At 61.7% G+C, this 25534-nt stretch carries 23 protein-coding genes; 12 read left to right on the top strand and 11 right to left on the bottom strand.

The features are described 5' to 3' along the window. The first annotated feature begins 223 nt into the window (after positions 1-223). Complete coding sequence (locus tag OJ996_RS10365) at positions 224-703, top strand: Rossmann-fold NAD(P)-binding domain-containing protein (RefSeq protein WP_264513484.1); 480 nt, start codon at positions 224-226, stop codon at positions 701-703. On the opposite strand, the gene OJ996_RS10360 is transcribed toward OJ996_RS10365, so the two are convergent. The 4 genes from OJ996_RS10360 to OJ996_RS10345 all read right to left on the bottom strand — a co-directional run bounded on the left by OJ996_RS10360 (position 700) and on the right by OJ996_RS10345 (position 4923). Continuing rightward, a complete protein-coding gene (locus OJ996_RS10360; protein ID WP_264513483.1) occupies positions 700-1443 on the bottom strand; it encodes a pyridoxine 5'-phosphate synthase in 744 nt (247 codons plus the stop codon). The genes OJ996_RS10365 and OJ996_RS10360 overlap by 4 nt on opposite strands. Positions 1444-1507: 64 nt before the next feature. Next, the gene (locus OJ996_RS10355) at positions 1508-2293 is read right to left on the bottom strand and encodes a nuclease-related domain-containing protein (protein WP_264513482.1); all 786 of its coding nucleotides are present in this window, start codon (positions 2291-2293) and stop codon (positions 1508-1510) included. Positions 2294-2420: 127 nt separating this feature from the next. Further along, the gene (purH, locus tag OJ996_RS10350) at positions 2421-3962 is read right to left on the bottom strand and encodes a bifunctional phosphoribosylaminoimidazolecarboxamide formyltransferase/IMP cyclohydrolase (protein WP_264513481.1); all 1542 of its coding nucleotides are present in this window, start codon (positions 3960-3962) and stop codon (positions 2421-2423) included. Positions 3963-4068: 106 nt separating this feature from the next. Then, the gene (locus OJ996_RS10345) at positions 4069-4923 is read right to left on the bottom strand and encodes a fumarylacetoacetate hydrolase family protein (RefSeq protein WP_264513480.1); all 855 of its coding nucleotides are present in this window, start codon (positions 4921-4923) and stop codon (positions 4069-4071) included. A 420-nt stretch (positions 4924-5343) separates the two neighbouring features. Here OJ996_RS10345 and tgt point away from each other — a divergent pair, with 420 nt between their 5' ends. The 4 genes from tgt to OJ996_RS10325 are packed head-to-tail and all read left to right on the top strand — an operon-like array spanning position 5344 to position 10072. Beyond that, positions 5344-6474, top strand: a complete 1131-nt coding sequence (gene tgt / locus OJ996_RS10340; RefSeq protein WP_264513479.1) for a tRNA guanosine(34) transglycosylase Tgt — start codon at positions 5344-5346, stop codon at positions 6472-6474. Further along, positions 6474-6806 carry a preprotein translocase subunit YajC gene (gene yajC, locus OJ996_RS10335; RefSeq protein ID WP_264513478.1) on the top strand — a complete coding sequence of 111 codons (333 nt, stop codon included), beginning with the start codon at positions 6474-6476 and terminating at the stop codon, positions 6804-6806. The genes tgt and yajC overlap by 1 nt, the downstream gene beginning before the upstream one ends. A 51-nt stretch (positions 6807-6857) precedes the next feature. Then, on the top strand, positions 6858-9341 hold the full coding sequence (secD, locus tag OJ996_RS10330) for a protein translocase subunit SecD (protein WP_264513477.1): 2484 nt from the start codon (positions 6858-6860) through the stop codon (positions 9339-9341). Positions 9342-9379: 38 nt separating this feature from the next. Beyond that, the gene (locus tag OJ996_RS10325) at positions 9380-10072 is read left to right on the top strand and encodes an autotransporter outer membrane beta-barrel domain-containing protein (RefSeq protein ID WP_264513476.1); all 693 of its coding nucleotides are present in this window, start codon (positions 9380-9382) and stop codon (positions 10070-10072) included. A gap of 10 nt (positions 10073-10082) precedes the next feature. Here OJ996_RS10325 and OJ996_RS10320 read toward each other — a convergent pair whose 3' ends face one another. Next, positions 10083-10904 (bottom strand): EF-hand domain-containing protein, encoded by an 822-nt coding sequence (locus OJ996_RS10320; RefSeq protein ID WP_264513475.1) that lies wholly within the window; start codon positions 10902-10904, stop codon positions 10083-10085. Between the two features lie 140 nt (positions 10905-11044). Between OJ996_RS10320 and metF the strand changes: the two genes are divergently transcribed. Next, positions 11045-11950 (top strand): methylenetetrahydrofolate reductase [NAD(P)H], encoded by a 906-nt coding sequence (gene metF, locus OJ996_RS10315; protein ID WP_264513474.1) that lies wholly within the window; start codon positions 11045-11047, stop codon positions 11948-11950. A 9-nt stretch (positions 11951-11959) separates the two neighbouring features. On the opposite strand, the gene OJ996_RS10310 is transcribed toward metF, so the two are convergent. Further along, positions 11960-13567, bottom strand: coding sequence for an AsmA family protein (locus OJ996_RS10310; RefSeq protein WP_264513473.1), 1608 nt, complete (start codon positions 13565-13567; stop codon positions 11960-11962). Positions 13568-13676: 109 nt separating this feature from the next. Between OJ996_RS10310 and OJ996_RS10305 the strand changes: the two genes are divergently transcribed. Then, positions 13677-14462, top strand: a complete 786-nt coding sequence (locus OJ996_RS10305; protein WP_264513472.1) for a segregation and condensation protein A — start codon at positions 13677-13679, stop codon at positions 14460-14462. 34 nt (positions 14463-14496) lie between these two features. Here the strand turns inward: OJ996_RS10305 and infA are convergent, their stop codons facing one another. Continuing rightward, positions 14497-14796 (bottom strand): translation initiation factor IF-1, encoded by a 300-nt coding sequence (infA, locus tag OJ996_RS10300; protein ID WP_345783778.1) that lies wholly within the window; start codon positions 14794-14796, stop codon positions 14497-14499. Positions 14797-14948: 152 nt separating this feature from the next. Between infA and ftsY the strand changes: the two genes are divergently transcribed. The 5 genes from ftsY (at position 14949) to OJ996_RS10275 (ending at position 19561) form a co-directional block, all read left to right on the top strand. Then, positions 14949-15800, top strand: coding sequence for a signal recognition particle-docking protein FtsY (ftsY, locus tag OJ996_RS10295; protein ID WP_264513471.1), 852 nt, complete (start codon positions 14949-14951; stop codon positions 15798-15800). A gap of 86 nt (positions 15801-15886) precedes the next feature. Then, the gene (locus OJ996_RS10290; protein WP_264513470.1) at positions 15887-16405 is read left to right on the top strand and encodes a hypothetical protein; all 519 of its coding nucleotides are present in this window, start codon (positions 15887-15889) and stop codon (positions 16403-16405) included. 64 nt (positions 16406-16469) lie between these two features. Continuing rightward, positions 16470-17600: a beta-ketoacyl synthase N-terminal-like domain-containing protein gene (locus OJ996_RS10285; protein ID WP_264513469.1), complete on the top strand. Its 1131-nt coding sequence runs from the start codon at positions 16470-16472 to the stop codon at positions 17598-17600. Next, positions 17597-18709 (top strand): HAD-IB family phosphatase, encoded by a 1113-nt coding sequence (locus OJ996_RS10280; protein ID WP_264513468.1) that lies wholly within the window; start codon positions 17597-17599, stop codon positions 18707-18709. The genes OJ996_RS10285 and OJ996_RS10280 overlap by 4 nt, the downstream gene beginning before the upstream one ends. Positions 18710-19225: 516 nt before the next feature. Then, entirely contained in the window at positions 19226-19561 is a 336-nt protein-coding gene (locus OJ996_RS10275; RefSeq protein ID WP_264513467.1) for a hypothetical protein, read from the top strand. 87 nt (positions 19562-19648) lie between these two features. Here OJ996_RS10275 and OJ996_RS10270 read toward each other — a convergent pair whose 3' ends face one another. The 4 genes from OJ996_RS10270 to OJ996_RS10255 form a co-directional block, all read right to left on the bottom strand. Then, the gene (locus OJ996_RS10270; protein WP_264513466.1) at positions 19649-20167 is read right to left on the bottom strand and encodes an 8-oxo-dGTP diphosphatase; all 519 of its coding nucleotides are present in this window, start codon (positions 20165-20167) and stop codon (positions 19649-19651) included. A gap of 78 nt (positions 20168-20245) precedes the next feature. Beyond that, positions 20246-23074, bottom strand: coding sequence for an aminomethyl-transferring glycine dehydrogenase (gcvP, locus tag OJ996_RS10265; RefSeq protein ID WP_264513465.1), 2829 nt, complete (start codon positions 23072-23074; stop codon positions 20246-20248). Between the two features lie 259 nt (positions 23075-23333). Beyond that, complete coding sequence (locus OJ996_RS10260; RefSeq protein WP_264513464.1) at positions 23334-23963, bottom strand: fibronectin type III domain-containing protein; 630 nt, start codon at positions 23961-23963, stop codon at positions 23334-23336. Between the two features lie 163 nt (positions 23964-24126). Then, positions 24127-25518, bottom strand: a complete 1392-nt coding sequence (locus OJ996_RS10255; RefSeq protein WP_264513463.1) for a lipopolysaccharide biosynthesis protein — start codon at positions 25516-25518, stop codon at positions 24127-24129. Between the last annotated feature and the right edge of the window lie 16 nt (positions 25519-25534).

The following is a 25534-nucleotide window of genomic DNA, read 5'->3' as shown; positions in this document are numbered from 1 at the left end:
GTTCGCAAGTTGTTCACATATTCATTCATTTGATTTTTAGATATTAGCAGTAAAAAACACGGAATTATTCACAATGGCGATTATCCTTCTAGCTGGAGCGACAGGGCTTGTCGGAAGTGAAGTTCTTAAGCTTGCCCTAGCGGATCCGCGGGTGTCCCGGGTGATCGCTCCGACCCGTCGAGCCCTAGCCCCCCACCCCCATTTTGAGAATCCCGTGACGGAAATGAAGCACCTCACCGGAGGCGAGTCTTGGTGGCGCGCGGATGCCGTGATCTGTGCGCTCGGCACCACGATCCGGAAAGCAGGCTCGCAGGCGGCCTTCCGCGAAGTCGACCACGAACTCCCCCTCCTCATCGCCAAGTTCTGCCGGGAACAGGGCGCACGCAGCTACGCCCTCACTTCATCCATCGGGGCCAAAGCCAGCTCCAGCAGCTTCTACCTCCGGACCAAGGGAGAAACCGAACGCGACCTTGAAGCTATCGGCTACCCTTCCCTGACCATCCTGCGGCCCTCCGTGATCGGCGGACTGCGTTCCGAGTCCCGTCCGATGGAAAGATTCTCCGTCAGCCTGCTCGAAGGTCTCCGCCCGCTCGTTCCGCGGCGCTACCGGGTGATCCAAGCCTCCCGAATAGCCGCGAGACTGCTCGAAAGCGCGCTGGCAGCAGCCCCCGGTCGGACCATCTACGAATCCGAGGAGATCTAGGACTCCGGATAGACGGCCATCAGCGCCTTCATTTCCGCCACCGCCTGGGTGAATCCCACCCGCATGGCCCGCGAAACGATGCTGTGCCCGATGTTCAGCTCGGTGAGATGCGGGACCGCATCCAGCAGACGCAGGTTCAGGTAATTGATTCCGTGCCCCGCGTTTACTTGGATCCCGGCCACCTGACCGGCGATCGCGCCCGCCTTCAGGCGGGCGATTTCGGACTCAAGCGCCGCCCCTGTCGCGTTAGCAAAGCAACCGGTATGCAGCTCGACCATCTCCGCCCCGGTGGCCGCCGCAGCCTCGATCTGATGCAGGTCCGGATCGATGAAGAGGGACACGCGAATACCGTTCTGCTGCAGCGTGGCCACGCAGGCCTTCACCTCCGACAAGCGGCCGGCAACATCCAGACCACCCTCGGTTGTAACCTCCTCGCGAGTCTCCGGCACCAAGCAGGCGAATTCCGGCTTCAACTGGAGAGCAAGCTCCGTCATCTCCGCTGTCACACCCATTTCCAAGTTTAGGGGCAGCGGACAGCCTTGGCGGATTTCAAAGGCATCCCGGTCCTGCATGTGGCGGCGATCCGCCCGCACGTGGATCGTGATGGAGTCCGCCCCTCCCGCCTGTGCATCGAGCGCTGCCTGCAAGGGCGAAGGCTCGGCATTCGGCGAATCCGGCAGCAGAGCGTAGCGCGCCTGCCGCAGCGTGGCGACGTGATCGATATTGACCCCGAGAAGCATGGCGCTGCCATAACGCCGCACCCTGCCGGTCGCACTGAAAAAATCCGGAACTCCGAGAATCGGATCATCCCGCCGACACCGGAGCACGCTCCGCGACAGCCAGCCCTAGCTCGCCTCTCTGCTGGGAAGGTCCCCAAGGAGACTGGGGAAGCGGCGGCGGCTGAACCACCTGTCCATTTCCCGCGATGTGCAGTTGCACGACCATCGGCTGCTCCGCGGGCAAGTGGATCGCCTTGAGCCCTTCCATATGGATAACCTTGGCCGAGCCACGGTTGGTCACTCTCACGAGTTCCTCCACTTTGCGCACGGTATCCCGGAGCAATTCCTCCGACATCAGCGGCATCTGCCGCGCTCCGATCCACCCGCAGAGGTCGCTGCACAAGACATTCTCCGGCATCTCCGTTCGGAAATCGCCATCCAAGAAAAAGACGATCGAATGGAAGTTTCGCAGCGGCAATCCCAGAAAACCCTGCAAGGCCAGAACGTGCAGGTGATTCTGGTGCAGCGGGTTCGGAAACTGGGTATTCCGGCCGAAGATCGATTGGGTCCACATCTTCTGACGGGCACCACCGAAAATCCAACCGGCATAGTTCTTCGTCTCGATCACGAAGATGCCGAAACGGGACACCACGATGTGGTCGACCTGGGTCGTCCCTCTCCCATCCGGCCGGGGTAGATAAAGATCGTGGAAGACCCGGTAGGCGAAAGGATCAAGATCCCTCAGATCCCTGGCCACATACAGTTCTCCGTCTTCACCTTTTGATCTTCGCGGGCGCAGCCCGACCAGAACCCCGACGAGGCTGGTGGCCACCATCAGGATCACGATCGCGAAAGCGGCGAATAGGATCACGCTCCCACTCTAACACCCACAACCTCCACGGACATGCCGTGATCACGTGAGATGGATAGTGAAAGTATATCTCTCCTCCGACCGGTGCGACGGAGGAGTTAGCAGCAGGGAGATCAGCCTGCGGATCCTAGTGCCTGAAGTGACGGTGACCGGTGAAGATCATCGCGAGACCCGCGGCATCCGCGGCGGCGATGACTTCCTCGTCGCGCATCGAGCCGCCGGGCTGGATGCAAGCCGTGGCACCCGCTTCGATCGCGGCCTGAAGACCATCCGCGAAGGGGAACATGGCGTCCGAAGCGATCACCGAACCTTTGAGCTCGAGCCCTGCTTCCTTCGCCTTCCACACCGCGATGCGCGAACTATCGACCCGGCTCATCTGGCCGGCTCCGATGCCGAGGGTGCGGTCGGACTTGGCGTAAACGATGGCGTTCGACTTCACGTGCTTCACCACGCGCCAGGCAAAGCGCATGGCGCGCATTTCCTCCTCCGTCGGCGGACGCTTGGTCACCACCTTGGCTTCAAGGTTATCGAGACCGAGCGCGGTGTGGTCGCGATCCATGACCATCAGGCCTCCCGGACAGGAGCGGATCACCGGAGCGCGCTTCGCCACGAGATAGGCGTCGTTCATCTTCATGATCCGCAGGTTCTTCTTTTTCTGAAGCACCGCACGGGCCTCCGGTTCGTAGTCCGGAGCGATGATCACGTCAGTGAAGATTTCGGAGATGATCCGTGCCACGCCTTCCGTGAGCGGGCGGTTGCAGACGATCACACCACCGAAGGGAGCCTGACGGTCGGTCTCGAAGGCCTTTTGCCAAGCCACGCGCAGATCGTCGTCATCTTGGCCGACGCCACAGGGGTTGGTGTGCTTGAGGATACCGATGGTCGGGCGCACGAAGTCCAGGATCAGGTCCGCGGCTGCTTCGATATCGAGAATGTTGGTGTAGCTCAGCTCCTTACCCTGCAGTTGGGAGAAGCAGCTCTTGAAGTCGCCATAGAGCGCGGACTTCTGGTGCGGGTTGTCACCGTAGCGGAGTTCCATCTCCAGTGGCAGGCTGACGATGAAGTTCGAGCGGGAGCCCTGGCCACACTGGCCGAGGTAATTGGAGATCGCCGCATCATACTGCGAGGTGCGAAGGAAGACCTTCACGGCCAGTTGCTCGCGGAAGCCGATGGTCGTGTTGCCACCGTGCTCCTTCATCTCCTCGATCACGCGCGCATAGTCCGCCGGGTCGGTGACCACGGTCACGCTGGCGTAGTTCTTGGCCGCGCTGCGCAGCATGGAAGGGCCGCCGATATCGATGTTCTCAATCGCATCCGCGAGCGTCACGTCCGGACGGGCGACCGTCTGCTCGAAGGGATAGAGATTCACCACCACCAGATCGATCGGCGGGATGTTGTGCTCCTTGGCTTGGGCCAAGTGCTCCTTGTCATCGCGCTTATGCAGCAGGCCGCCGTGGACCTTCGGGTGGAGCGTCTTCACCCGGCCTTCGAAAAGTTCCGGAGCGCCGGTGAATTCGGAAACGTCCATCACCGGGAGACCCGCTTCACGCAGGGCCTTGGCGGTGCCACCGGTCGAGAGGAGTTCCACCCCCTGCTCGTGAAGCTGCTTGGCAAACTCGGCCAGGCCGGACTTGTCGGAAACGGAAAGCAGGGCGCGTGCGATTGGCATCGGATGATTGGTTTCGGGATGGGCGACCCGCCCCGCGTAATCCGCGGGGACGGCAGTCGGCAAGTGCGGATTGCGGTCGTGAGGGGAAGCGAGCCGCCGGAAAACTTCAGGAAGCAGCCACAATCCGTTGGCGCATCTCGCCAATTCCCTCGATTCCGAGCTCCACGCAATCGCCGGGAGCCAGGTAGCGTGGCGGCTTCATCCCCATGCCCACTCCGGAGGGGGTGCCGGTGGCGATCACATCGCCCGGGAGCAGGGTCATGAAGCGGCTGATGTAGGAGATCAGGTGGCGCACGCCGAACATCATGTCGCCGGTCCAGCCGTTCTGGCGCAGCTCGTTATTCACCTTGCACCAGAGGCGCAGGCCCTGCGGATCCTTCACGGCGGAGGCGGGCACCAGCCATGGCCCCATCGGACCGAAGGTGTCATGGCTCTTGCCCTTCGTCCACTGCCCGCCCAGTTCCTTTTGCCAAGCGCGCTCGGAGTAGTCGCAGAAGACCGAATAGCCAGCCACGTGATCGAGAGAGTGCTCCTCCGCTACGTTGGTAGCCGTCTTGCCGATGACGACAGCGAGCTCGACCTCGTAGTCGAGCTTGGTCGCGCCCTGCGGGTTGATCACGTCATCGAAGGGACCGCTCCAACAAGTGGAGGCCTTCATGAAAAGCACTGGCTCGGTCGGAATTCCTTCCCCAAACTCCTTGGCATGTTCGAGGTAGTTCTTGCCGACGCAGACGATCTTAGAAGGGCGATCGACCGGAGGCCCGAGCCGAGCGTCCGGCGGAATTTCTTCCGCATCCGGGCAACCGTCCTCTACCCATGCTTGAAGGGCCTCCAATCCCCCGAGCGCAAAGAAGCCTTCGTCGTAGTCATTGAACTGCCCGCCCGTGTCCAGGCGGCGACCATCGTCGAGAATGATCCCGGGTTCCTCTCGTCCTGGTTCGCCGTAACGGATCAATTTCATGTCCCGGTTCCTAACAAGGCACGCGGACGCTGGCAATCAAGGCCTGATTTCCCCACCCTTGGATTGCGCCAAACAACTGAAAATGCGGCACTTTGAGCGATCCAACCCCCTTATGGCGGTGCTCAAGCTCAATTAATTCTTTCCAAAACCTGATATTTTGGGCAGGCTTGCTCCGTGCAGATGGCTCTCAACCATCTGCGCACAGGCCAGACCGTGCAGCGTATCCCTTACAATGGATTTGACCTCTGGGGGGAGATCGATCCGAAAGATTCGCCGCCGGAAACACTGGGCTGACCCAGAAAGGGCGCGAACCTTGACTCCGGGGGGAATCTAGTTCGCGCCCTTTCCATGTACGTCGGGTCCAACCCTTGAGTGATTGGCTTGCGGAACGAGGTCTTTCCCCCTAAACCGCGCGCCCCGATGTTTGAAGTTCTAGCGCGCGATCCTTCCTGCTCCGCCCGGCGCGGACGCATGGCCTTGGCCCACGGGACCGTCGAGACGCCGATCTTCATGCCGGTGGGCACCCAAGGGTCGGTGAAGACCCTGCATCCGGATGAGCTGGAGATGCTCGGCTCGCAGATCATCCTGGGGAATACCTATCATCTCTGGCTGAGACCCGGGCATGAGCTGATCAAGGACCTCGGCGGCTTGCACAAGTTCGCCACTTGGGATCGCCCGATGCTCACGGACTCCGGAGGCTTCCAGGTCTGGTCCCTGGCGAAGCTCCGCAAGATCACCGAAGAGGGCGTGCGCTTCCAGAACCACCTCGACGGTAGCCGCATGATGCTCACGCCGGAGCTCAGCATGGAGATCCAGGCCGCGCTCGGATCGGACATCGCGATGCTCTTCGACGAGTGCCCGCCCTACCCTTGCGAGCGCAAGTATGCGGAGACATCGCTCGGTCTAACCACCCGCTGGGCAAAGCGTTGCAAGGACTGGACCGAAGCGAACAAGCCACGGAGCGGGGACGGTATCCAGCGCCACTTCGGGATCGTGCAGGGCTCGGTCTGGGCCGACCTGCGGGAGCGCTCCGCCCGCGAGCTCGTCGATCTCGGCTTCGATGGCTACGCGATCGGCGGCGTCTCGGTCGGCGAGCCGGAGGTCGAGATGATGCGAGCCGTGGAGCACAGCGTCCCGTTCCTGCCGGAGGACAAGCCCCGCTATGCCATGGGCCTCGGCACCCCGCCTCAGATTCTCGAGATGATCGCCCGCGGGGTGGATATGTTCGACTGCGTGATGCCCACCCGCGTGGCCCGTCACGGTCAGGCCTTCACGCTTGATGGCCCGATCCATATCAAGAACCTCATTTTCGAGCGGGACGAGCGCCCCCTCTGCGAAAGCTCCCATCCGCACGTCGCACGCTTCTCCAGAGCCTATATCCGGCACCTTTTCCGTGCCGGGGAAATCCTCGCTTTGCGGTTGCTTTCCTTTCATAATCTGCATTTCTTCCTGCGCCTCGTCGCCAATGCGCGGGAGGCCATCAGCGAAGGCAAGTTCCTCGAATTCAAGGAGTCCTTCATCCGCCGCTATACCCAGTCGAAATCCGAATGATGCTTCCTTTCCACCTGATGCTCGCCCAGGGCGATGCCGCCCAGCGTCAACCCTCGTTCCTCGAGGGGCCGATGCCCATGCTGCTTTTGATGGTCGTGATGTTTTATTTCCTGCTCATTCGCCCGCAGCAGCGGCAGCGCAAGGAGTTGGAAAAGCGTATCTCCTCGCTGGAAAAAGGCGATGAAGTCGTCACCACCGCCGGCATCCACGCGATCGTCCACAGCGTGAAGGAGCGCACCGTCGTCCTCAAGATTGCCGAAGGCACCATGGTCGAGTTCGACAAGCCCGCAGTGGCCACTGTGATCAAGAAGCAGTCCGCAGCCTCCGCGTAACCCAAGCAGGCGCGGCTTCCGCGCACCTCACCCCGCCCAAGATTTCCCGTCATGTTCCCTTCTACCGTTCTCGCGGCCTCCCTTCTGAAGGACCCGATGCTGCTGTTCCTCGCGGCGCTGGCCTTGCTGGTCCTCTTTTTCTGGTACTTCGCCACGGACCTCGAAGTCCGGAAGCGGAACATCGGCACCGTGCTGATCATCGGCCTCTGCGGCCTCTGCACGCTGGCGATCTATCCGCCGAAGGAGACTTTGAAGGGCGGTATCGATCTCATCGGCGGTTTCTCCTACACCCTCCAGGTCCAGCCGAAGATCGACGAGAACACCGGACAGCCGATCCCGCTCACCCACGACGATGTGGAACAGGCCAAGGCCATCGTCGAGAAGCGCCTCAATGCGCTCGGCACCGCGGAAATCCAGATCGTCACGCAGGGCACTGACCAGATTTTGATCCAGATCCCCGGCGTGGCCGCGGAAGACGCCGAAGGCGTGAGAGACACGCTTGAGAAGGTGGCCAAGCTGGAACTCAAGCGCGTCAACTTGGATGGCGGCCAACCGGGTGGACCCGAGGGCCTCACCCTCGCCGAGCGCATCTACAACCGCCAGATGAACCTGGGCACGCCGGAGCAGCAGGCTTCCCGCGTCCCGGGCTACACCGCCTTCAAGGAAATCAACAAGGGCGAAGACGGAGTGGAGCGCACCTCCTATGTCTTGCTCAGCAACCGCTCCGCCCTGACCGGCAAGGACGTGCAGGAAGCATGGCCGAACCAGATGGCCGGCAAGATCAACGTCTCGATCACCCTGACATCCGCCGGTGAGGACAAGATGATCAACCTGACCAAGGACATGCAGCCCGGCCGCGACCGCATCGCCGTGGTGCTGGACGGTGAGGTGCTCACCTCCCCGACCGTTCAATCGGTCCCGCTTGGCAAGCAGTTCGAAATCACCGGCCAGCAGAACGTGGAGGAGGCACGCAGCCTCGCAAACGCGCTGAAGAACCCGCTGGAGAACCCGCTCCGGATCATCGAGAACAGCGAAATCTCCCCCACCCTGGGTGCCACGGTCGTGAAGCAGGGCATGTGGTCCGGTATCGTGGGCCTCAGCATCACGGCACTCTTCGTTCTCATCTACTACCGCACCGCCGGTCTGGTCGCGCTCTTCGGTCTGGCTGTGAACGGCCTGATGGTCTTCGGCGGCATGGCGATGTTCGGCTTCACCTTCTCGCTACCGGGTATCGCGGGCATGATCCTCACCATCGGTATGGCGGTGGATGCGAACGTGCTGATCTACGAGCGCCTGCGTGAGGAAATGGCCGCGGGCAAGAGCCTGAAGGTGGCGATCAACACCGCCTACGAAAAGGCCTTCAGCGCGATCTTCGACTCGAACATCACCTCGCTCGTCACCGCCGTGATCCTTTTCTGGATGGGTAGCGGCAGCATCAAGGGCTTCGCGGTCACGCTCACCATCGGTCTGATCGCCTCGATGTTCTCGGCGATCCTCGTGACCCGCGTGCTGTTCCGCTGGGCGAACGACCTGAAGCTCCTCAAGAAGCTTTCCTTCCTCGACCTGATCAAGGAGACCCGCTGGGACTTCCTCTCGAAGACGAAGCTCTCCTACATCATCTCGGGTATCCTGATCGCCGCCAGCATTGGAGCGGTTGCTGTCCGTGGCGAGCGCAGCTTGGGCGTCGACTTCGTCGGCGGCACCTTGCTCCGCTATCAGCTTGACGACAAGCACCTCGATCCGCACGACGTCGAGAAGTCCATCGCTCAGGTGCAGACCTCGAAGCTGCCGACCGTGCAGCTCGAGAAGTCCATCACGGGCGAGCTCCTCACCATCCGCTGCGGTGAAGGTGATGCCGAAAAGATCTCCAGCCACCTTCGCGGTGCCTTCCCGGTGTTGGCCGAGAAGAAGACCGTGGAAGGCAAGGAAGTGTGGGCCGTGACCGAAAGTGTCCAAGGTGTCTCCGCCTCGCTCGGGGGAGACTTCCTGAAGCAATCCCTGATCGCCCTCGTGCTCGGTCTATTCGGCATCTTGGTTTACATCACCATCCGCTTCGAGTTCTCCTTCGCCCTCGGTGGCTTCGTCGCCCTCCTTCACGACGTGGTGCTTTCCGCAGGTATCGTGGTGCTGCTCGGCAGCGAGCTCTCGCTGATCCACGTCGGTGCCCTTCTCACGATCGCGGGTTACTCGGTGAACGACACCATCGTTATCTTCGACCGTATCCGTGAATCGCTGAAGACCGGCGAAGGCGAAGTCCGCGAGCTCATGAACGAGGCTATCAACGCCACGCTCTCCCGCACGATCCTGACCTCGCTCACGACCATCGTGACCGTGGCGATCATCGCGGTCTTCGGTGGCGCGGCCCTGAAGGACTTCGCGGTGATGATCCTGATCGGTCTCGTGATCGGCACCTACTCCTCTATCTTCATCGCCTCTCCGGTGGTGCTCTGGTGGAGCGAGCGCAAGGGTGGCAGCCTCCGCAAGGAAGTGCTCCGCACCACCCTCGCCGAATCCGACATCCAGACTTCGCCCTGATCTTGCAGGCGCACGGCGGCAGGCTCATGCTTGCCGCCGTGAACCGCCTCATCCCTGCTCTCGCCCTCGCCGCAACCCCTTGCCTTGCGGATCCGCCATCGGAAACGACCCCGATCGGCATCGAGGTCGTTACGGGCTACCGCTCGGAATACATCCACCGCGGCTTCAAGCTGGCGGACGACCTGATCGACGTTCAGGTCGAGGCGGAGATCGCCCTTTCCAACGAATGGGTGCTGAACCTCGGCGGCAACTACGGCACCGCCACCGGCGACGAGGATTTCTCGGAAGCCGCCGCCTTCCTCGACCTTCGCTACGATACCAAGCAATGGACCGCAGGCTTGGCCGCCACTTGGCGCGACTATCAGGACTCTTTCTTCAAGGACGGCTTCGACCTGAATCCTAGCTTCACCTGGCACCTCACCGAGGATTGGGATCTGGGCACCGGCATCGCCTATGACACTGGCGATGGTGGTTGGTATGGGAACCTCGAAGCTTCCTGGTCCAAGCCGATCAACAAGTCATCGTTCGTGGCTGTGAAAGCGGGCACCAGCTTCACCAGCGATTACTACGGCAGCGATGGCTGGAACGATCTCTACGCCCGCCTGAGCTACACCTACGCCTTCAACGACAGCGTGGCGGTGACCCCCTTCGCAGGCACTTCCATCCCGATGGAGAGCAGCCCGCAGACCGACCGGCTCTTCGCCGGCATCTGGTTTGAAGTGAACTTCTAAGGCTTTCGCCTCAGGCTTCGGGCTTCTCCTTGCCCTGCTTCTGCTTCTCCGGCTTGTCACCTTTCCCGGGTTTCTCCCCGGGCGGCGGCTCGTCGGCTGCGTCAATCTTGAGATCCTTGTTCTTGTCGAAGGCTTCAAAGCGGTCTTCCTGCTCATCTTCACCCGATTTCGAGATCCAAGGGATCTGGCGGAACTCCTCGAAGCTGAGCGAGCCGTTGCCGTCCTTGTCATGGTCCTTCACCAGGTCCAGCAGGTTTGGACGACGCCCGCCGCGCCCCTCGCGTCCGTCCCTGGCATCGCGCTTGGGCCGGTCTTCGGGAGTCAGGAAGCCGTCGTTGTTGGTATCCATCCGCTGGAACATCGTCTTCTGCTTGTCCTCCGGCATCCGGGAGACGAAGCCGAGGGTCTTGAACTCCTCGAAGTCGATCTTCTTGTCCTTGTTGGCATCCGCCTTTTCGAGATCTAGATGAGGCATGCCGCGAGGACCGTTCTTCGGGATCTCCTCCATGCTGATCCGACCGTCGGAATTCTTGTCGATCCGCTTGAAAATCTCCGCCCGCTTTTCCTCGGGCAGACGGCTGGGGCGCTCCATCGCGGAAAATTCCGCGAGCGAGATGAAGCCATCCCCATCGGTATCCGCCTTCTTCCAGATTTCCATCATCCGGCGCATCCCCTCCCTCCCCTCGCCACGCGGGCCCTTCGACTTGCCGTCCTGTTTCTCTGCGGGTTTGTTCTTTCCCGACTCCGGCGTCCCGTCCGGGCGGGGCGTCCCTTCCGCCCGGGCGGAGGCCAAGGCGAGGAGGAGTATCCAGGAGTATCGGGCAGCTTTCATGGAACGGGTGAGGAGATTAGCGGGAACCCTGCGGTCCGCGAGAGAGAAACGCCCCGCAACTGCGGAAGTTGCGACACCGCCGGGTTTTTTGCTCCCCACTTGCGCGTACCCCGCGCCATGCTGCCCGCGATCCGAAGCGCATGCATATCCGCGATATCCTGAACCATCGCCGCCCGTCCTTCTCCTTCGAGTTCTTCCCGCCGAAGACCTCCGCGGGCGCGGAGGATCTGTACCGGACGATCGTGGATCTGGAACCCTTCGATCCCTCTTTCGTCTCCGTGACCTACGGTGCGGGTGGTAGCACCCGGGAGATGACCCACGACCTGGTGGTACGCATCAAGGAGTCCACCTCGATCCCGCCCATTCCCCATTTGACCTGCGTGGGCCACAAGGAGGAGGAGATCACGGAGATCCTGCGACGCTACGCGGATGCAGGAGTCTGCAACATCCTCGCCCTGCGCGGCGATCCGCCCCGCGACTGGCCGGACTACGATTGGTCGGACTGCGACTTCCGTCACGCTGCGGATCTGGTGGCGTTCATCCGCAAGTTCAACGAGTCGGGAGCCCATCCTGATTTGCGCGGCTTCGGCATCGGCGTGGCCGGCTTCCCCGAGGGCCATCCGGCGACTCCGAACCGCCTGTTAGAACTGGATCACATGAAGGCGAAGATCGATGCCGGTGCGGATTACATCTGCACGCAGCTCTTCTTCGACAATCACGATTTCTTCGACTACCGCGACCGCTGCCGCCTGCGCGGGATCGAGGTACCGATCATCGCGGGCATCATGCCGGTGACCTCGCTTTCGAGCATGGGCCGCATGGCGGAACTCGCCGCCGGCGCGCGCTTCCCCGCGAAGCTCTTGCGGGCACTGGATCGCGCCAAGGGCGACCCTGCCGCGGTCGAAAAAGTAGGCATCCACTATGCCGCCCAGCAATGCGCGGAACTTCTGGACCAAGGCGTGGACGGAATCCACTTCTACACGCTCAACAAGAGCAAGGCCACGCGCGAGATCTACTCAAGCCTCGGTCTCGCGAGCGCGAAGTAAGGGCGCCGTCTAACGCTTCGACCCGAGATTGAGAAGTTCATCCGCCTGACGGCCGGTCACTTCATAGATCGTGCCCTGCACCGGCACATCGAAAGCGATACGGCCGTTCCCCGGATCCACCGGATAGGTTTGGCGCAGCACTTCGGTCGAATCGAAGGCATCACCCGGGATGGAGATCCGGAAGCCTCCGTCATAGCGGATCGTCTGGGCACTCCGTCCGGATACCTGATGGAGACTGTCGCGCTTCCGGGCGCTATCGGCGAAGCGCTTGAAGATGGCCTCTTCGGTATCCTTCTCCGCAGCGGCGGCGCCGGCCTTCTCCAAGGTCAGGGAATCTTTCTTCCCGTCCTCCTCCGCATTCTGCACGGAGTTCGGGATTTGGGAGAAGACTCCGCTGCCCAGCGGCTGCGGCTGGGTGTCTTCTTCCGGGACAGTCGCCTTTAGGCGCCCCTGCAGGGTCATGAGATCTTCCGAGCGCACATCCACGCGGGAGAGTTCCATCTTCCCGCCGCCGGTCTTGAGGTGAAAGCCGCCGCGATTGAGATCCACCTTCCGGTAGCTGTTGTAGAGATCGACCACGGAGAGCGCCTTCAGCAAGTGGAAGCGCTCGCGCAGGCTGATGATGTTCGCATTGTCCAAGGCGACATCGCCTTCGAATTGGACCCCGTCGGTCGAGTTCGTGGAGCCGGAGATCTGGAACTCGCCCGATACCACGCCTTCCACGAAGGCCTGCGCCGATTCCGGGATAAAATGAGTAAGCGCCACCTTGGTGGCTTCCACGGTGCCGCTCAGTGCGGGCCGGTCTCCGCCCTTCACCTGCACATCTTTGAGCACGACCGTGCCGTTGCCCGCCTTGAACTCGCCTTTCGTAACCCTCACCGATCCCGGTGTGCACTCCATCTTGAGTTCGACGATCTCGAGGCCCTTCAGCCAGTTCTGCGAGAAGGTTCCACCGGAGAATAGCAGATGCCAGCCGTCACCCGACCGCGTGGCGGTCATCTGGCTCTTCTCGATCTTCCCCCAAGTGCGCGCGGAGTAGCCCCAGCGCACGGTCGCCTCGTCCACATGGACCGAGGAGAAACGAAAACCCGCCCAATCTTGGAAAAAGGCTGCACCTGCCGCTTTCGCCTCGGCAGGAGTCTCCGCACCCGCCTTAACGTTGATATCCATCGACTTGGCGACCAGGGCCCCGGCGTCCCAACTCCCGGCCATACCCGAAAGCAGACCCATCCGGAAACGCACGTTCCCGGCATCCAAGCTGTGGAAAAAGCTCTCCTTCCCGCCTTCCGCCCCGATCCGGCGGATCTGGGCGTCCCCTTGCACGCGGGAGAAATCGAGAATCTTCGCCTCCGAGGCCTTGAGTCCGTCTTCCAAGCCCACATTCAGCGAATTGATGAAAGGCTCCGAGCCAATCCGTTTTACCAGATAGATCCCGAATCCCCCGCTGGCCACGACCAAGGCGATCAGGATCTTGAAGCCGAGGCGGACCAAATGGCTCATGGTCATCGCCCAACCTCCGCCGCCGGACATGGAGTGCCGGAGTTGGAACCAGAATCCCTGGCTCGCGATCCACTGGCTCAGCTTCTGGTTGAAGGACTGTGTCTGCTCGACCTCCATGGTTCAAAGGGGGCCCTCGGGGGCGCGGAATTACAATCGCAGGGAGCGCTTCGAAGCGAGAGCAAATTTGCCCTCGCTCCCCGCCGGTCGTTCCCCTACCTGTCCGCCCGTGGACGCATCGGATTACAAGGTCAGGCTGGACATCTTCGAGGGCCCTCTCGACCTGCTCCTCTATCTCATCAAGAAGGACGAGGTGGACATCCACAATATCTCCATCACCCGCATCACCGCGCAGTATCTGGAGTACATCGACACCTTCCGGATGCTGAACATCGACCTCGCCGCCGAGTTCGTGCTCATGGCGGCAAATCTGATGTATCTCAAAAGCCGGACCCTGCTACCCCGCCAGGATCAACCGCCGGAGGAAGATGCCGAGGAAGACGACCCGCGCTGGGAACTGATCCGCCAGCTGATCGAGTACAAGAAGTTCAAGGATGCCGCCGGCTTCCTCAGCCTGAAAGAGGTGGAGCAGGAAGGCTCCTTCGCTTTTCAGCCGGAGATGCCCGAGCTGCCGGAAGAGCCGGTCTCCTTGGCGGAGGTTTCCATCTTCGATCTGATCCGCGCCTTCCAGAACGTCCTCAAGCGCTTTGAGGAATCCCACGATCTGGGCGATATCGTGGACGACCGCTACACCGTGGCGGACAAGATCGAGATGCTGCTCTACCGCTTCGTGCCCGGACAATCGGCTCGTTTCGACTCGCTCTTCGAGACCGCCACCACCAAGGCCGAGGTCATCGTCACCTTCCTGGCCGTACTGGAACTGATGAAGATGAACCAGTTCGTGCTGCGGCAGGCCTACTTGCTCGGCGAGATCGAGATCGAGCGCCGACTCCACACCGCCCCCCACACCCCGGAGGGTGATGAGGAGGAGCTAGAAGAAGAAAGCCCGGCGTAAGAGCCGGGCTTCCATCGCAAAAGATCTGTCGGGATCAACCGAGGCGGTAGGTGATCCGCGCCTTGGAAACATCGTAGGGCGACATCTCCATCTTGACCTTGTCACCCACCACGAGGCGGATGAAACGCTTGCGCATCTTGCCCGAAATGTGGGCGAGAACCTCGTGACCGCTCTGCAGTTGCACGCGGAACTGGGTGCCGGCGAGAACCGAGGAGATCGTTCCTTCGACCTCCACGGACTTCTCTTCGCCGTCCGGGCCGAGCTTGCGCGCGCGCGGACCGCCGCGAGACCTGCGACCACCACCACCTCCCCGTCCTCTATATCCTTGGCTCATGCAATTAAAAGGCCCGCGCCAACCGGCGGGGCACGAGGATTGATCCTCAAGCGGCTCCCACATTCAACTGCAAAAACACGCCGCTTTCCAGATCAGTCCCGCACCGCGCTTGCCGCCCCCCCTCCCGCCCGCTAGAAGGCCGCCTCTTTCCCATGGCTGGCTTCTTCAAATCCCTCTACAACAAGATCGCAAACAAAGCGGAGATCGACTGGGACGAGCTGGAAGCCGATCTGGTCACAGCCGATCTCGGGCCGAAGCTGGCAATGCAGATTGTGGACGAATTGCGGGAGCTGGGCCGCCAAGTCTCCGCGGAGGACGTCGTGGAAGCGGCTCGCCGCCATGTCTCCCAGCGGCTTCCCGCAGACTCGCCGCCCCTGCTACCGCGGATGGACGGCAAGCCCTTCGTCTTCCTGGTCGTCGGCATCAACGGGGTCGGCAAGACCACTTCCTGCGCGAAGCTGGCCCACTGGCTGCAACGCCGCGGACAGCCGACCGTGCTGGCCGCCGCCGACACCTTCCGCGCCGCCGCGGTGGAGCAACTCGAACGCTGGGGCCAGCGCCTCAACATTCCCGTGGTGAAGGGCCAACCGAATGCCGACCCCTCCTCGGTGTGCTTCAATGCTCATCAAAAGGCCATCGCGGACGGCTCCAAGTATCTCATCTGCGACACCGCCGGCCGACTTCACACCCGCCACAACCTGATGGAGGAGCTGTCGAAGATCAAACGGACCCTCGCCAAGAACGACGAGACGGCTCCCCACCTGACTCTGCTCGTGGTAGACGCCACCACCGGTGCCAACGCCCTCCAGCAGGCGAAGGAATTCCACAAGGCCTGCCCGCTCGACGGACTGATCGTCACCAAGATGGACGGCTCCGGCAAAGGCGGCGTGGCGGTCTCGATCTACGATCAGCTCGGCATCCCCACCCGCTACCTCGGCACCGGGGAAGAGCCGGAACAGTTCGCCTTGTTCAATAAGCAGAAGTTCGTCGAAGAAATGCTGTAGGATCATCTTTTCCCGGCGCTCTCGAGCCGGGATCGAAGGCAGCCTTTCAGCTTTTCCTCAAAAGGGCTTTAGGGGACGATGCAGGGATGCGCCCCCTCGGAATCCTCCTCGCCATCGGTTTACTCGCCGGCTGCAACCGAGTCACTACCACGGTTCACGCACCGCCCAAGCTGCCGAACACGATGAGCCCCGGGGATCTCATCACCACGCCCGGCACCTATCACTACGAAGATAAAGTTGCGACCCACGACCTGGAGCTCGCCATGGCAGGAACCGCGCTTTCGTGGATGATCTCCCGCCATGAACCCCTCCCCCACGGCGGCAGCACGGGAGGCAGCGGCGGAGGTGGAATGCAAGTGCCGGAGGGTTCGTCTTGGTTCGTCTATCTGGAAGATCCCGGCCGTTACTGGTTCAGCAATGGAAAGGACCGGCTCGACTACAATTTCCGTGAGGACAACGGCACGAAAAGCGGCCCCAGTATTCATGACGGCAAGCTTATCCCCCACTCACCCCCGGTGCCGAAGGAAGTGATCCAGCGTCTTCCGGCGGAGCTCCAAAAGCTCCTTCCTCCGGTCGAGGCCCCGCAGAAGCAGCCAAGTATCTGAGGCCGGATGAATTTCCGCTTTGGCATCCGGGAGCGGGCCGTCTAGTCCGGCGCGCATCGAAACGTTGCTTTCCATCACCGGTCTCGGAGCGATCTCCGGTCTGGGGGAGTCCGTATCCGCCCAGCTCGCGGCCATCCGTGCCGGGAGAACGAACTTCCAGCCCCTCGCGGCCTTGCTGGGAAGCGACAGCCCGCACCGCGATTTACCAGCCTCATGGATCGAGCGACGCTCGCTACTTACCCATCGCAAATGGTCGCCGGCGAGCATGGCCGCACTTCACGTGGCCCGCGAAGCGATCGCGGAAGCAGCGTGGACTGCCGATCAACTTGCGGATGCCGTGCTCTTTCTTGGCACCAGCCGTGGCACCGCCGCGGGTTGGATCGATCCTTGGCCGCAGCGCCGCGCGTTTTCCTTGATGGCGGCGAGCAACTCCTTGCACAGCGAACCCGCCGCAGCGGTCAGCATCGAGCTGGGGATCCGGGGGCCGTGGCAAGTTCAGGCCAGCGGGTGCGCTGCAGGACTTGATGCCTTGGGCATGGCCTCGCTATGGCTACGTGCGGGACTGGCGGAGCGGGCTCTCGTCTTGGCCGTCGACCTACCCCTCTCCCCCAGCCTGCTCGATAGTTATGCCTCGACCGGCATTCTCTCGAAGAACGGCCTGAATGATCCTTACTCTCCGGCCAGCACGGGCATCCTTCCGGCGGAAGCAGCCGCAGCCATGACATTGGAAACCCGGGGTCCGGACAAGAGCGTGAAGCTTGCAGGCTATCTCGCCAATTCGGATGCCGCCGACCCCATCGGCATGCCGCCCGGGGCACCCGGCTTGGTCGACCTGCTGCGGAAAGCACAGACCATGTTCGGTACCCCGGCCCTGATCGTGCCGCATGCAAGCGGCACCGCCTCCCATGCCGCGCTGGAGCCGGCAGCCATCCGTGCCGCACTGGGCGGAGATGTCCCCATCTGCCCGCTCAAGCCATGGACCGGCCATGGCATCGGCGGCGGCGGCCTGTTAGAGACCGTGATTCTCGCCGCCCTCACACGTTCGTGGGAGACACCGCAACCGCCCCCCGGATTGACCTCGCCTGCGGGTCTGTCCATGACGCCGGGCAGGCTTCCTTCCCGCCATACCGCCTTCAAGCTCGCCTCCGCCTTGGGCGGAAAGAATTCCCTCATCGCCCTGCAAGCACCGCCATGAACGATCTGCGCCTCGAAGTCTCCATCGATGATCAAACTCTGACCGTCTTCCGGGGTCATGAACTCGTGAAGATCTTCACGGTATCCACCGCGGCGAAGGGCGTCGGCTTCACGCCCGGCAGCTATCGCACGCCGACCGGTCGCTTCGTCATCGCACAAAAAATCGGTGAGACCGCCGCGAGCGGTACTGTCTTCGTCTCGCGGGAACCCGTGGGCACCTGGCAGCCCGGGGAGTCCCCGGAAAAGGATCTGGTGCTAACCCGCATCCTCCGCCTCAGCGGTTTGGAACCGGAGAACGCGAACTCTTTCGACCGTTTCATCTACATCCACGGGACCAATCAGGAAGCAAAGCTCGGCAGCCCGGCAAGTTGCGGCTGCATCCGGCTTTCAAATGCCGATGTCATCGAACTCTTCGACATGGTCGAGCCCGGCATGATCGTGGAGGTGCTTCCTCCGCTTCGTAAGCGTGGCAAGCTCGCCTTCTTCGATTGCGACTCCACTCTCTCCACCATCGAGGGCATCGACGAACTGGGACGTGCGCGCGGCCCGGAGGTCTTCAAGTTGGTCGAGCATCTCACCCACCAGGCCATGAACGGCGAGGTGCCCATCGGCGAGGTCTTCGGCCGCCGTATGGAGATCATCCGCCCGGATCAAGCCACCGCCGATGCGGTCGCCCGCCTCTATGTGGATACCATCGTGCCCGGAGCCGCGGAGATGATAGCCCGGCTCAAGGCGGAGGGCTGGACCCCGGTGATCCTTTCCGGCGGCTTCGAGCCCTTGATCCGCCCGCTCGCGCGGGTCCTTGGCGTGGACCATGTTGAGGCGGTACCTCTCCACTTCAGTCCCGGCGGAGACTATGCCGGATATGGCGCGGACTATCCTACCACGCGGAACGGAGGAAAGCCGGAAATCATCCGGGAATGGAAGCAGGCCATGCTTCCCGAAGCCGTCATCATGATGGGAGATGGCATATCCGATCTCGAAGCGAAGAACGAAGTCGACCTCTTCATCGGCTTCGGTGGCGTGGTATCCCGCCCGGCCGTCGAGAAAGGCGCGGACGCATGGATCACCCGCCTGTCCGAAATTGCGAATGTTGTCCTTCCCGACTAGAGAGCGAGGCTTCCTCAGGACGGCAGCCCCCTCCAGTTGATAACCGGTCTCAATATCCGAGACCAATCACAACGGGAACACTTATCCCGGCAACTAACAGCCAATTATTTGAATCCTTAAATCGCTAATTGAGAGCGATTTACGAATCAATTATCGACCTAAACTTGGCCTAACAGAATGACTTTCCGCGGAGGCTAACCCGCTACTACCCCCGCCACTTCCCAAGCTGGCTTGGACTATTCTCATTCGACCCGAATCGGGAACACCCGTCAGCCCCAAGCGCAGCCTAACGGATGCTCCAGTCATGGCTTGACTCGCAAGTCCTTGATTTCATGCCAAATCCCTCCGAAATGTCTGCACAATTTTCAGAGAGTCCGATTTTGAGAATGTCACTAATTAGTTTTATCGACCCATCATCTATAGATCAACGTAGAACTACGCATATATAAAAAAACTGAGTGTAGTTACAAGTTTGCGCTTGCGACTCAACGACTCCCGCCTTAAAGCTCCGGAGTCATGAGCAACTCCAACGTCAATGCGGCGAAAGGCCGCCGATATACCGCGAAGGAGAAGGCGGAGATCATCGCCTTCGTGGACAAAGTGAATGCCGATAAGGGGCGCGGCGGCCAGAGTGCCGCCTCGAAGAAGTATAAGATTTCCCCCCTTACCATCTCGAGCTGGATCCGCACGGGTCCGGGCACCGGGGTTATTAGTTCCGGCGGTGCGGCGGTGGCCGGCCCGATCGGTAAGAAGCTCTCCAAACTCCAAGCGCTGCACGATCAGATCGCCAAGGCGGAGAAGGAACTGAGCAAGCTCAAGGCCCAATTCAACTCTCTCAAGTCAGCCCTCTAAGCCGCTTCAGCAATTCTCAAAATCCGCCCGTTTCCCTTCAGGGAAACGGGCTTTTTCATTTGGAAAGAGTTGCTCCTAACATCCCTTTCAATGGCGGGGGCCTTCTGGATCCCAGTAGGTGTCGAGTTGCATGTCTTGCCAGACCACCTCTTCCCCCTCGAAGACAAAGCGACCGTGGAAGCTCCGCTCGTCGAGCAGCACCGGCAGCCAATGGATATCATCCTTCCACATCCGCTCGTAAGGGATATCCCCGAGCTTGTACCAAAGCGGCTTGGCTTCCTCCGTCTCGACCGGCTGGCCGCTGAAATCCCGTGCCAGGAAGACATGGCAAAGGATGTCCGGCACATCCGACATGGCGAAGTGGAGCTCGCCCAGCTTGCGCGGGCGCTTGGCGGTGATCCCCAGCTCTTCCCGGGTCTCCCGCACGACACACTCCAGCGGGGTCTCGCCGGGATCGATCTTGCCGCCGGGACCGTTGATCTTGCCGGCACCCAGCCCGCGCTTCTTCTCGATCAGGAGGATCTCGCCGTCCCGGACGATGAACAACAGCGTGGCGTGAATCTCCGCCCGCCAGCTAGCCCAATCGATCGGTGAGGGTGGAGTCATGCATGGGGAGGTAGCAAGTAGCCGGTAGCGGTAGCAAGGGACAAAACCCCGGCTACCTGCGACCCGCTACCCGCTCTGTCATTTCCCCGCTGCGGCGTAGGCTTCCACGCTGTCGCAGGTGCAGACCAGGTTGCGATCGCCGTGGACATTGTCCACCCGTCCGACGGAGGGCCAGAACTTGTGATTGCGGAGATAGGGCAAGGGGTAGGCCGCTTGCTCGCGACCATAGGCGTGGGTCCACTCGTCCGCGCAGACGCTGTCCGCGGTGTGCGGGGCGTTCTTCAGCGGGTTGTCGTTGGCATCCGCCTCGCCGTTCGCCACGGCCAGGATCTCGCCGTGGATCGAGATCATCGCATCGCAGAAGCGGTCGAGCTCCACTTTCGCCTCGGATTCGGTCGGCTCAATCATCAGCGTGCCGGCCACCGGCCAGCTCATGGTCGGGGCGTGGAAGCCATAGTCCATCAGGCGCTTCGCCACATCTTCCACGGTGATACCGCTCTTCTCGGAAAGCGGACGCACGTCGATGATGCATTCGTGGGCTACCAGACCGTTCTTGCCGGTGTAGAGAATCGGGAAGAAGGGCGCGAGACGCTTGGCCACGTAGTTCGCATTCAGGATCGCGGTCTCGGTCGCCTCCTTGAGACCGTCCGGCCCCATCATCGCGATATACATCCAAGAGATCGTATTGATCGAAGCACTGCCCCAAGGCGCGGAGCAGACCGGGGCTTCGGCCGAGTCCAGTTCGCGATGGCCGGGCAGGAAAGGCACGAGTTGCTCCGCCACACCGATCGGGCCGACACCGGGACCGCCACCACCGTGCGGGATACAGAAAGTCTTGTGAAGATTGAGATGGCAGACATCCGCGCCGATCCGGCCCGGGCTGGTGAGACCGACCTGCGCGTTCATGTTCGCGCCGTCCATGTAGACTTGGCCACCGGCTTCGTGAATCGCATTGCAGATATCGACGATCGTCTCCTCGAAGACACCGTGGGTGGAGGGATAGGTCACCATCAGCGCCGCGAGGTTCTCGCGATGCTCGGCGATGCGGGCTTCCAGATCGCTGACATCGATGTTCCCCTGATCGTCACACTTCACGCCGACGACCTTCATACCGACCATCACGGCGGAGGCCGGGTTAGTGCCGTGTGCGGAGACGGGAATCAGGCAGACATCGCGATGGGTATCACCGCGGGAGAGATGATAGCGGCGGATTGCCAGCAGACCGGCGTACTCACCCTGCGAGCCGGCATTCGGCTGGAGCGACACGGCGGCGAAGCCGGTGACATTCGCTAGCCAACCTTCGAGCAGGCCGAGCATCTCGCGGTAGCCTTGGCTCTGGTCGGCGGGGACGAAGGGATGGATCGAGGCGACTTCCGGCCAGCTAAGAGGGATCATCTCGGAGGTCGCATTCAGCTTCATCGTGCAAGAGCCGAGCGCGATCATCGATTCGTTCAGCGCGAGATCCTTCGACTCCAAGCGCTTCAGGTAGCGCAGCATCTCCGTTTCGGAGTGATAGGAGTTGAAGACCTTCTGCGTGAGGAAGTCGGACTTGCGGGAAAGATCGGAGTGCCACGCGGTGGTCTTGTCCGTGGATAGTGACTTCGCCCCGAAGATCGCGGCGACAGTGGCGACATCCGCATCGGTCGTGGTTTCGTCGAAGGAGATACCGACGCGCTTGTCATCGATGCGGCGCAGGTTGATCCCCTGCTCCACCGCGGCAGCCACCACGGCGGCAGCATCCGGAACGGACACGGTCAGCGTATCGAAGAAGCTTTCGTTCACCACGTTCACACCGGAGGCACTGAGCGAGGCGGCGAGAGTCGCCACCTTCGCGTTCACGCTGCGGGCGATGTGCTTCAGGCCTTCGGGACCGTGATACACGGCATACATCGAGGCCATCACCGCCAGCAGCACTTGAGCGGTGCAGATGTTGGAGGTCGCCTTGTCGCGGCGGATGTGTTGCTCGCGGGTCTGAAGGGAGAGACGGAAGCCCGGCTTGCCACGCGAATCCACGGACACGCCGATCAGGCGACCCGGCATCTTGCGCTTGAGCGCGTCCTTGCAGGACATGAAGCCCGCATGCGGACCACCGAATCCAAAGGGAACCCCGAAGCGCTGGCTTGAACCCACACAGATGTCCGCGCCGAATTCGCCCGGAGCCTTGAGAAGAGTCAGCGCCAGCAGATCCGCCGCCGCGATGGTCACCGCCTTAGCGGCATGCGCCTTCTCGAAGAAAGCGGCGTAGTCGGCCACCGTGCCGTAGGTATCCGGATACTGCACGATCACCGCGAAGAGACCTTCACAGCCAGCCGGGTCGAAGGTGCGCCAGTCGCCCACCTTCACCTCGATCCCGAGCGGCTCCGCACGGGTCACCACCACATCGATCGTCTGCGGATGGCAGGCATCGGAAACGAAGATGACCTTCCCCTTCGGGGCACCGGCGAGCGCGAGGCTCATGGCCTCGGCGGCGGCAGTGCCTTCATCCAGCAGCGAGGCATTCGCCACGTCGAGCCCGCTCAGCTCGGTGATCATGGTCTGGAAATTCAGCAGCGCCTCCAGACGACCTTGGGCGATCTCCGCCTGATAAGGTGTGTAGGCGGTATACCAACCGGGATTCTCCAGGATATTCCGCAGAATCACACCGGGGACATGGGTGCCGTAGTAGCCTTGCCCGATGAAGGACTTCAGCACCTTGTTCTTGCCCATGATCTCGTTCAGCCAGGCGAGAGCTTCAGGCTCGGATTTCGCAACCGGCAGATCGAGCTCGGCATGGGAGCGGATGCCCTCTGGCACGGTCCCGGCGATCAGCGCATCGAGCGAATCATAGCCCGTGGCGCGGAGCATCTCCTCGCGGTCGGAGCCGATGGCTCCCAGGTGGCGGCTGCGGAAATCGGTATGAGCGGACATGGGCGTGAGACTTGCCCTGAAGGGGATCTCCGGGGCGACGCGCCCTGCAATAAGGCAAAACCGTTGCGGTGCAATCCCTGCGGACGATCCGCGCAATAGTTTCCCGCCTTTTTGACCGAATCCGGCATCTAGCTTAACCGCTTTGGTAAACTTTTTAGAATCATCTCCGGTGTTTTACGAGCGGCCACGGAGGCTTGGATCAGGGCACGAAAAAGCCCGGGCCACGGCAGATGTGCCGCAGCCCGGGCTTACCATGGACTTACTCCGCTGTGCCGAAGGCGTTGCTTGCAGCAACCCTGAAAAACATCCGCGCCTTGGTGGCTTGGTAGGGATAGTTGAAGTAGAGCCACTCGGAATCCGACCTCGCAGGCTTGGTCGGATCGACCTGGCTCGTCTCCGTCCAAGTCTTCAGGTCTTCGCTCGCATAGACCTTAAAGCCGGAGGCGCTGGCAGCCGCGGACTTCGGATACTTCCACTGCAGCTGGCCTTGACCTTGGGTCGCTCCGCTGAACGCAAAGCTTGTGTTAAGAGCCTGCGACGAAGGCACCGCCGCGGTGACGCTGAATTCAGCCGAGCGCGGACCTTCCAGCCCTGCGCTGTTGTAAGCGCTCACCGCCATGTAGTAGGTGCCGCCCATCAACAACTGGGGTAAGGAAGCCGACGTCGTACCACGCACGTCGATCACATTGGAATAGACTCCACTCTCGGTGCCGAAGTGAACCTTGTAACCGGCGACATCCGGCTCGGGATTCGCATTCCAAGAGAGCGCCACCGTGGGAGCAGGCTCGCCGGCGGCATGAACCGCGGCAGGCAGGACGAGAGCCGAAACGAGAGCCAAGGCAAAGGCCCGGCGACGACCGATAGTCGGGAACTGGGTTTCCAAACGCATACCCGACCCTCGCTGGAAAACCCGGTGCGGACAAAGGGTCGAAGGCTGAATCAGCCGTCGGAACCGACGGCAATCCTGCGTCGGTAATTCACTCTACAAAAGACTCTTATCGGAATCCGTAAGGTGTCCGACAGGCTACTTACGGAAAGCGCCGCAAAGTCTTTCAGCTGCGGGCAACCACGCCAAGCGCCGGTTCGTGCTCGCGAGCGGACATGCGCAGCCCGTGACCGACCAGACGCGGGAGAATGCAACCGGTCACCGCAAAAATGACGGTCCCCATCGAGAGCAACATCGCGCCCATTCCACCGTAGTGGAGGCCGATGATCGCCGCGAGTGTCACCAACGCGCTCTCCACGAATTGAATCCGCGCGAGCCGTCCCACTTGGCCGCTGCCGATCATCATGGCGTGGTTCAGATGGCGCCAGACATGGGCCACGAAGTAGGTGGCATAGCAGGCGAAAAGCGTGCGTGGGGTATCCGCGAAATCCTTCCCGAGCCAGATCGAGAATACCAAGGGGCCCAGCAGGATCAACCCGCCGAAGGAGCAAAGCGCGAAGCCGCTGCCGTAAAGATAGAGACGCTTGCCGGCTCGCTTGGCCCAATCCGTATCGCCACGTGCCAAGGCCTCGGCAACGGCGGGCCAAGTAGGCGTGCTCAGCATCATCACGAAGCCGAGTTGCATGATCGTCATGGAAACGAAGATCCCGTAGAGAGCTGTCGCCGCGGGCCCGGCTTCACGCCCTACCAGCCACCCGCAGAAGCTGTATTCCACATAGCCGGTCACCAGCGTGCAGGCGGAGAAAGCGAGCCCGTCGGTAAAGAGATGCTTCGCCACCGGCATGCGGAAGCGGGTCCATTCCGGACGGGTATCCGGGTGCTTCTTCCACAGGGTGATGGTATTGCAGAGCTTGGCGATCACCACCGAGCCATGCACGGCGAGGACAAGATACCAAACTTCGGGCACGAAGAAGATGCCGACCCCGACGGCAATCGCGGCCAGCACGTTACCGACCGCACCCCAAACATTATTCGTGGCGCTTTCCAAGAGGCCTTCCCTCACCCGCTCGGTGAGATTGAGCACGAAGAGGAGCAAGAAGAGGGCGAGACCGGTCCACAAAGCGGGGCGAAGCGCGCTTTCCTTGCCAACGAAACCGCTGCCAAAAAGCTCGGGAAGCGGCACGATGAGAAGCACCGATGCAAGGATCAGCCCCGCCAGCAGGGCCATCCCCATCATCACGAAGAAGGCGGTGGAGGCCAGATCGCGGGCTCCGGAACTGTCATCCTTCGCCTTCGCGCGAGACAGCCCGTGGGCGAGGGAGGGCCCGACTCCGATCTGGAGCAGGGCCACCATCGCCAAGGTCATGTTCACCGTGGTGTAGAGACCGAATTCCTCGCGGCTGAGCACGCGCACCGCCACGGGAATCGAAAGCAACTGGAACAAGGCCGTGCCGGCCTTCGAGAGGAAGGAGGTGGCCACCGCCAGCTTGATCGAACGATCCCGCCGCGCCGAGTGACCGGCCTTCGCTTCCTCCGCCATTCCCGTTGTAGTCTCCACGCTCAAGGTTCGGCGG

This window comes from Luteolibacter rhizosphaerae, assembly GCF_025950095.1.
Lineage (GTDB): Bacteria > Verrucomicrobiota > Verrucomicrobiia > Verrucomicrobiales > Akkermansiaceae > Haloferula > Haloferula rhizosphaerae.
The sequence above is the reverse complement of the archived record's forward strand: the minus strand, read 5'-3'. Positions and strand labels throughout refer to the sequence as shown.